Genomic DNA, 7,300 nt, shown 5'->3' with positions numbered 1-7,300 from the left:
CATCAGCTTCCCGCTGGGCCAGCCGCGCGAGCGCATCGGCGTGGTGACCGAACTCGCAGTGCGGCTGCGGCGCGGCCCCAATGCGATCTGGGAGGGGCAGGCGCAGTCGCTCACCGATACCAGCGCGCCCGACGCCGACGCCAATGCGGTCGCGGCGCGGCTCGCCACCGCTCTGTTCAAGGATTTCCCCGGCGAGTCCGGGCGCACGGTCGAGGTGAAATGACGCTACAGATCAACGCCGCCTTCGATGGCGGCAATATCCGCCTGGTCGAGCTGAGCGGCGAGGGGGACGACTGGACGTGCGATCTCGAGATCGTGCGCGACCATCAGTCCGACTTCTACCAATGGTTCTATTTCCGCGCCGCCGGTCTGCGCGGCAAGCGGGTGACGTTCCGCATCGTCAACGCCGGGCAGTCGGCCTATCCGTTCGGCTGGCCGGGCTATCGCACGCGCGCGTCGACCGACCTGGCGGCGTGGCGGATGATCGACACGCGCTATGACGGCGGCGTGCTCCAGTTCGACTGGACCGGCACCGGCGACCTCGCCTGGTTCGCCTATTTCGCCCCGTTCACGATGGAGATGCACGCGCGGCTGGTGGCGCGGATCGCGGCGTGTCCCGGCGTGACGCATCGTGAGCTGGGGCAGACGCTCGACGGCCAGGCGATCGATTATCTCCGCCTCGGCAGCGGCGCCAAGCAGGTCTGGCTGTACGGCCGCCAGCACCCCGGCGAGTCGATGACCGAATTCTGGATGGAGGGCGCGCTCGACTGGCTCACCAGCGACGCCGCGGCACCGCTGCTCGCGGCGGCGACGGTCCATGTCGTGCCCAACATGAACCCCGACGGCACGCGCCGTGGCCATCTGCGCACCAACGCCGCGGGGGTGAACCTCAACCGCGAGTGGCATGCGCCATCGCCCGAGCGCAGCCCCGAGGTGCTGTGCGTGCTGCGCGAGATGGATCGCACCGGCGTCACCTTCGCGATGGACGTCCATGGCGACGAGGCGATCCCGGCGAACTTCATCGCCGGGTTCGAGGGGATCCCCTCCTGGACCGACGCGCACGGCGCCAAATTCTACGACTTCGGCCGGCGGCTGGCGGCGCACAGCCGCGATTTCCAGACCGAGCTGGGCTATGAGCGCTCGGCGCCGGGCAAGGCCAATCTGTCGATGTCGACCAACCAGCTCGCCGAGCGCTTCGGCGCGGTGTCAGTGACGCTGGAGATGCCGTTCAAGGACCACGATCCCAACCCCGACGCCGCATTCGGCTGGAGCCCCGAGCGCAGCCGCGAGCTGGGCGTGTCGTGCCTCGAGGTGGTCGCGGAGATGATCGACGGATTGTGAGGCCTGAGATCCTCCCCGCCCGCGGGGAGGACGTTTTCCTCACCGCGCCGCGCGACGGTGCAGCTCCCCTTCCAGCTCACCGATGTAGCGCCGCAGCGAGCCGGCGGAGACCGGATCGGTCACCATCACGGCGGTGCGGCGCGCGCGCGACAATTCGGTGCGCACGAGCTCGTGCGTCGCCTCGCGTAACATCCTTGCTTCCCCGGCCCCGTTCGCGCGCTTCATGCGCGACCGAGCCGGGGAGCGATCGGACGAAACTACCGCCGCCGCGCGCTTCACTCGCCCCGCGCGCGATAGTCCTTCAGCTCGTCGCCGATGATGCGCACGACGTGGAGCACGTTGGTCGAGCCGGGCGTGCGGAACGGCACGCCCGCCATCACGATCACGCGGTCGCCCGCCTGCGCGATGCCCTGGCGCAGCGCGATCCGCTTCGCCTTGGCCACCATCTCCTCGAACGACTCGACGTCGCGCGTCACCACATTGTGCGTGCCCCACAGCAGCCCGAGCCGCCGCGCGGTCTCGCGGTTGGGGGTGAGCACCAGGATCGGCACCGAGGGACGCTCGCGCGCGATCCGGCGTGCGGTCGAACCCGAGCTGGTGAAGCAGATGATCGCCGCCGCCGACACCGTCGCCGCGATGTTCTTGGCCGATTCCGCCAGCGCGTCGGCGGTGGTGGGATCGGGCCGCGTCACGGTGAAGTGGATGCGGTCGCCGTGCATCGGGTCGCGCTCCACCGCGTCGCCGATCGCGTTCATCATCGCGACCGATTCGACCGGCCATTGACCGGCGGCGCTCTCGGCCGAGAGCATGATCGCGTCGGCGCCGTCGTAGATCGCGGTGGCGACGTCGGACACCTCGGCGCGCGTCGGCGACGGGCTCTGGATCATCGACTCGAGCATCTGCGTCGCGACCACCACCGGGCGGCCCATCCGGCGCGCGGTCTCGACGATGCGCTTCTGCAGCGGCGGCACCGACTGCGGCGGCAGCTCGACGCCGAGGTCGCCGCGCGCGACCATCACGCCGTCGCACATCTCGACGATCTCCTCGAGCCGCTCGATCGCCGCGGGCTTCTCGATCTTGGCGAGCAAAGCGGCCTCGCCCTGGATCAGCTTGCGCGCCTCGGCGAGATCCTCGGGCCGCTGGACGAACGACAAAGCGATCCAGTCGACCCCCTGCTCCAGCGCGAACGACAGGTCGGAGCGGTCCTTCTCGGTCAGCGCCGCCATCGGCACCACCACGTCGGGGACGTTGAGCCCCTTGTTGTCGCTCAGCGCGCCGCCGACCTCGACATTGGTGACGATGCGATTCTCGTCGTGATCGGTGACGCGCAGCACCAGCTTGCCGTCGTCGAGCAGCAGGCGCGCGCCGGGCTCGATCGCGGCGAAGATCTCGCGGTGCGGCAGCCGCACGCGCGTCGCGTCGCCCGGCGTCGGGTCATGGTCGAGCGTGAAGGTGCTGCCGTGCTCCAGCATCACGCGACCGCCGGCGAACTTGCCGACGCGCAGCTTCGGCCCCTGGAGATCCGCGAGGATCGTCGAGGGGCGGTTGAACTTCTCCTCCAGCGCGCGGATCGATCGGATGATCTGCGCCTTGGAGGCCTGATCGCCGTGGCTCATGTTGATGCGGAACGCGTCCGCACCCGCCTGGAACAGCGTCGCGATCATCTCGGGCGTGTCGCTCGCCGGGCCTAGGGTGGCGAGCACGCGAACCTTGCGCGAACGCGGGGCGATCGTATCGGAGGTCTCGGTCACATGCGCCTTCCTGCTTTGCCGCGGACGCCTTAGCGACTAACGCGCCGGGATCAAATCCGGAGATGCAGATGGATCAGCGCGACCCCCTCGACACGCTCGACGATGCGACCGCCGCGGCGGCCTTCCGCCGCCTGGTGCGGCACCTGCGCCACCGCACCGACGCACAGAACGTCGACCTGATGGGGCTGGCGGGCTTCTGCCGCAACTGCCTGTCGGACTGGGTCGGCGAGGCCGGCGGGCTGCCCAAGGACGCCGCGCGCGAGGCGATCTACGGCATGCCCTATGCCGAGTGGAAGGATCGCCACCAGCAGGAGGCGACACCCGAGCAGCTGGCACGGATGAAGGAGAGCGTCACGCGCAACGCGTGACGGCGTGCGGCCGGCCGCCGAACTTGACTCCGCGGCCCTGCCCCGCTAACCGCGCCGCTTCGCAATCGCCCCCGCACCCCGGTGAAGCGGCGGGCCTGCGCGTGTCCACCTCGTGGATCACGCAGCGCGATGACCGGGACCAACGTTGTACGCCATTGCTTAGGAATATCTGATGTCGAAGCGCAGCAGCGCCAAGTATAAGCTCGACCGTCGTCTCGGCGAGAACATCTGGGGCCGGCCGAAGAGCCCGGTCAACAAGCGCGAGTACGGCCCGGGCCAGCACGGCCAGCGCCGCAAGGGCAAGATGTCGGACTTCGGCATCCAGCTGCGCGCCAAGCAGAAGCTCAAGGGCTATTACGGCGACGTCACCGAGAAGCAGTTCCGCCACGCCTATGAGGAGGCGTCGCGCATGAAGGGCGACACCTCGCAGAACCTGATCGGCCTGCTCGAGCGCCGCCTCGACGCGATCGTGTATCGCGCCAAGTTCGCGCCGACGATCTGGGCCGCGCGCCAGCTGGTCAGCCACGGCCACGTCCGCGTCAACGGCGTGAAGTGCAATATCGCGTCGCGCCGCTGCGACGTGGGCGACGAGATCTCGCTCGGCACCAAGGCGCAGGAAATGGCGCTGGTGCTCGAGGCGCAGCAGCTCGCCGAGCGCGAAGTGCCCGAGTATGTCGCGCCCGACGGCGCCGCGAAGGTCTCCTTCATCCGCGTGCCGACGCTGGACGAGGTGCCCTATCCGGTAAAGATGGAGCCGAACCTGGTCGTCGAGTTCTACTCGCGCTGACCTGACCAATCTGTCGCCCCGGTTTCGCCGGGGCGGCTCGGGAGGGCGAGCCCTCCCCCGAGAACCCCGGCCCTGGGCCGGGGTTTTTTCGTTGGGGTGGGCTCCGGGGCGTAGCGCCGCGCTCCTCCCGCAACCAACCCGACCCGCTCTCGTTCTCCGTCCACATCGATAGGAGACCCAAGATGGCGGACGCCAACACCGACCCAACCAAGCTCAAGCACGACCTGTGGCAGAAGATGGCGGACAGCCCGTTCGTCATGGTCGGCCCGGCGGACGGCTCGGCGCACAGCGAACCGCTCACCGCGCAGCTCGACAAGGACCAGGTCGACACGTTGTTCTTCTTCGTCGGCAAGGACAACCGGCTCGCCGGCGGCGGGCGCGTGATGGCGCAATATGTGTCCAAGGCGCATGATTTCTTCGCCTGCATGGACGGCCAGGCCCGCATCGACAACGACGCCGCGCAGATCGACAAGCTCTGGAACACGCAGGCCGAGGCCTGGTTTCCGGGCGGGCGCGAGGATCCCAACCTCGCGCTGCTGCGCGTCGACATCGACAGCGCCGAGCTGTGGGAGACGGACATCTCGCTTTCGGGTCGCGTGAAGATGCTGTTCGGCGGCACGATCAAGCCGAGCGAGTCGGGCAGCCACGCCAAGGTCGCGACCACCGCGGAGAGCTCGCCAGCGTAAGCTGACACTCCTCCCCGGCACGGGGGAGACCGCCAGCCGCAGGCCGGTGGTGGAGGGGGGCCACCTCACCCGGAGCAGTGCATGTGCGGAGAGCCCCCCGTCAGCGCGATGCACTGCCACCTCCCCGCGAGCGGGGAGGATTTGACAAGAAAAAGGGCGCCCGGTCCGAACGACCGGGCGCCCTTCTCGCGTCAGCCGCTCAGCGCGACTTACGCGCTGTAGTACATGTCGTACTCGACCGGGCTCGGGGTCATCTCCCAGCGCGCCACGTCCTGCCACTGCAGCTCGACATACGCCTCGATCTGGTCCTTGGTGAACACGTCGCCCTTCAGCAGGAAGTCGTGGTCCGCCATCAGCGAGTCGAGCGCCTCGCGCAGCGACGCGCAGACGGTCGGCACCTGTGCCAGCTCGGCCGGCGGCAGATCGTACAGGTTCTTGTCCATCGCCTCGCCGGGATGGATCTTGTTCTGGATCCCGTCCAGGCCCGCCATCAGCAGCGCGGCATAGGCCAGATACGGGTTGGCCATCGCGTCGGGGAAGCGGACCTCGACGCGCTTGCTCTTCGGACCGGTGCCGTAGGGGATGCGGCACGACGCCGAGCGGTTGCGCGCGGAGTAAGCGAGCAGCACCGGCGCCTCGTAGCCCGGCACCAGGCGCTTGTAGCTGTTGGTGGTCGGGTTGGTGAAGGCGTTGATCGCCTTGGCGTGCTTGATGATCCCGCCGATGAAATACAGGCAGGTGTCGGACAGGCCGGCATAGCCGTTGCCCGCAAACAGCGGCTCCTTGCCGTTCCAGATCGAGAAGTGCGTGTGCATCCCCGAGCCGTTATCTTCCTTGATCGGCTTGGGCATGAAGGTGGCCGACTTGCCATAGGCATGCGCGACCTGGTGCACGACATACTTGTAGATCTGCATGCGATCGGCGGTGGTGGTCAGCGTGCCGAAGGTCAGCCCCAGTTCGTGCTGCGCCGCGGCCACCTCGTGGTGGTGCTTGTCGCACGGCAGGCCCATCTCGATCATGGTCGAGACCATCTCGCCACGGATGTCGACCGCCGAGTCGACCGGCGCGACCGGGAAGTAACCGCCCTTGGCGCGCGGGCGGTGCGCGAGGTTGCCGCCCTCATACTCGCGGCCGGTATTGGTCGGCAGTTCGATATCGTCGACCTTGAAATAGCTGGTGTTGTAGCCGTTCTCGAAGCGGACGTCGTCGAACATGAAGAACTCGGCCTCGGGGCCGACGTAGACGGTGTCGCCGATCCCGGTGGTGGCGACATAGGCCTCGGCGCGCTTGGCGGTGGTGCGCGGGTCGCGGCTATAGCCCTCCCCGGTCGACGGCTCGACGATGTCGCAGAACACGATCAGCATCGCCGTCGCCGAGAACGGGTCGGTGTAGACCGCGTCGAGGTCGGGCTTGAGGATCATGTCCGACTCGTTGATCGCCTTCCAGCCCGCGATCGAGGAGCCGTCGAACATCAGGCCGTCGGTCCACTCGTCCTCGCCCATCAGCGAGGCGACCATGGTGAGGTGCTGCCACTTGCCCTTGGGATCGGTGAAACGCAGATCGACCCACTCGATCTCCTCGTCCTTGATCTTCTGCACAACGTCTGCGGCCGTGTTCGCCATGATGCTTCTCTCTCTCGCAGGAGCGTTCCCCGAACGTTGCCGGGGCGCGCGGTAACTGGGACCACCCGGCGCGCGGCCGGGGCGGTGGAAATGTCAGATCGCGTCGTGGTCGCGCTCGCCGGTGCGGATGCGCAGCGCCGTCTCCACCGGGATCACGAAGATCTTGCCGTCACCGATCCGCCCGGTCTGCGCGGCGGCGGCGATCGCCTCGACCACGCGCTCGGCCAGCCCGTCCTCGACGACGACCTCGAGCTTCACCTTGGGCAGGAAGTCGACGACGTATTCGGCGCCGCGATATAGCTCGGTATGGCCCTTCTGCCGGCCGAAGCCCTTGGCCTCGGTCACGGTGATGCCGCTGACGCCGATCTCGTGCAGCGCCTCCTTCACCTCATCCAGCTTGAACGGCTTGATGATCGCCTCGATCTTCTTCACGCGATTGACGCCCCACCTCGGATGAAAGACCGATACCCCGCGAGGTACCTTGCACCGACCGTGCCAGCCGCGGACGCTCAGGGCAACCCAGTGCGGCGACCGGCCGGGTTGCCGGCGCGCCTGCCTGAAAAACGTGCAGAGGCGCGCCGACTGCCACCGCTTTGAGCAACCCGACGCTGGCCAATTTGTTAAGCGGCAAGGGGATAAGGGGCGGTATGCGTAACTTCCGGTCGTCCTGGATCCTCGGCGTGTCGTCGCTCTCGCTGCTGCTCGGCGGCTGCGGTGGTGGGGGCGATGGCGGCAGCGCCACGGC

8 protein-coding genes and 1 pseudogene are annotated in these 7,300 nt (G+C 68.2%); 5 read left to right on the top strand and 4 right to left on the bottom strand.

The window, feature by feature from the left end; genetic code table 11:
- Positions 1–223: pseudogene (locus tag QBJ89_RS19885) on the top strand (DUF4136 domain-containing protein); the annotation flags it as partial.
- Positions 220–1,341 carry a M14 family metallopeptidase gene (locus QBJ89_RS19880; RefSeq protein ID WP_277982190.1) on the top strand — a complete coding sequence of 374 codons (1,122 nt, stop codon included), beginning with the start codon at positions 220–222 and terminating at the stop codon, positions 1,339–1,341. The pseudogene QBJ89_RS19885 and the gene QBJ89_RS19880, both read left to right, overlap by 4 nt.
- 39 nt (positions 1,342–1,380) lie before the next feature.
- On the opposite strand, the gene QBJ89_RS19875 is transcribed toward QBJ89_RS19880, so the two are convergent.
- The gene (locus QBJ89_RS19875; protein WP_277982189.1) at positions 1,381–1,533 is read right to left on the bottom strand and encodes a hypothetical protein; all 153 of its coding nucleotides are present in this window, start codon (positions 1,531–1,533) and stop codon (positions 1,381–1,383) included.
- An 83-nt stretch (positions 1,534–1,616) separates the two neighbouring features.
- Positions 1,617–3,092: a pyruvate kinase gene (gene pyk / locus QBJ89_RS19870; protein ID WP_277982188.1), complete on the bottom strand. Its 1,476-nt coding sequence runs from the start codon at positions 3,090–3,092 to the stop codon at positions 1,617–1,619.
- A gap of 68 nt (positions 3,093–3,160) precedes the next feature.
- On the opposite strand from pyk, the gene QBJ89_RS19865 reads away from it, so the two are divergent.
- The 3 genes from QBJ89_RS19865 (at position 3,161) to QBJ89_RS19855 (ending at position 4,933) form a co-directional block, all read left to right on the top strand.
- Positions 3,161–3,460, top strand: coding sequence for a DUF1244 domain-containing protein (locus tag QBJ89_RS19865; protein ID WP_431522559.1), 300 nt, complete (start codon positions 3,161–3,163; stop codon positions 3,458–3,460).
- Positions 3,461–3,632: 172 nt separating this feature from the next.
- Positions 3,633–4,247, top strand: coding sequence for a 30S ribosomal protein S4 (rpsD, locus tag QBJ89_RS19860; protein ID WP_277982186.1), 615 nt, complete (start codon positions 3,633–3,635; stop codon positions 4,245–4,247).
- 182 nt (positions 4,248–4,429) lie between these two features.
- Positions 4,430–4,933: a pyridoxamine 5'-phosphate oxidase family protein gene (locus QBJ89_RS19855; RefSeq protein WP_277982185.1), complete on the top strand. Its 504-nt coding sequence runs from the start codon at positions 4,430–4,432 to the stop codon at positions 4,931–4,933.
- A gap of 209 nt (positions 4,934–5,142) precedes the next feature.
- On the opposite strand, the gene glnA is transcribed toward QBJ89_RS19855, so the two are convergent.
- The gene (gene glnA / locus QBJ89_RS19850; RefSeq protein ID WP_277982184.1) at positions 5,143–6,555 is read right to left on the bottom strand and encodes a type I glutamate--ammonia ligase; all 1,413 of its coding nucleotides are present in this window, start codon (positions 6,553–6,555) and stop codon (positions 5,143–5,145) included.
- Between the two features lie 93 nt (positions 6,556–6,648).
- Positions 6,649–6,987, bottom strand: coding sequence for a P-II family nitrogen regulator (locus QBJ89_RS19845; RefSeq protein WP_277982183.1), 339 nt, complete (start codon positions 6,985–6,987; stop codon positions 6,649–6,651).
- Positions 6,988–7,300 lie beyond the last annotated feature (313 nt).

Origin of the sequence: Sphingomonas phyllosphaerae (assembly GCF_029623345.1) — a bacterium.
GTDB lineage: Bacteria > Pseudomonadota > Alphaproteobacteria > Sphingomonadales > Sphingomonadaceae > Sphingomonas > Sphingomonas phyllosphaerae_C.
Note: the sequence above shows the minus strand (reverse complement) of the source record. Positions and strands in the feature narration are given on the sequence as shown.

What these genes read in the sequence shown, in the direction of transcription:
- QBJ89_RS19855 (WP_277982185.1), top strand. Translation starts at nt 4,430, where the DNA reads ATGGCGGACGCCAACACCGACCCAACCAAGCTCAAGCACGACCTGTGG.
- rpsD (WP_277982186.1), top strand. Translation starts at nt 3,633, where the DNA reads ATGTCGAAGCGCAGCAGCGCCAAGTATAAGCTCGACCGTCGTCTCGGC.
- glnA (WP_277982184.1), bottom strand. Translation starts at nt 6,555, where the DNA reads ATGGCGAACACGGCCGCAGACGTTGTGCAGAAGATCAAGGACGAGGAG.
- QBJ89_RS19880 (WP_277982190.1), top strand. Translation starts at nt 220, where the DNA reads ATGACGCTACAGATCAACGCCGCCTTCGATGGCGGCAATATCCGCCTG.
- QBJ89_RS19865 (WP_431522559.1), top strand. Translation starts at nt 3,161, where the DNA reads ATGGATCAGCGCGACCCCCTCGACACGCTCGACGATGCGACCGCCGCG.
- QBJ89_RS19875 (WP_277982189.1), bottom strand. Translation starts at nt 1,533, where the DNA reads ATGTTACGCGAGGCGACGCACGAGCTCGTGCGCACCGAATTGTCGCGC.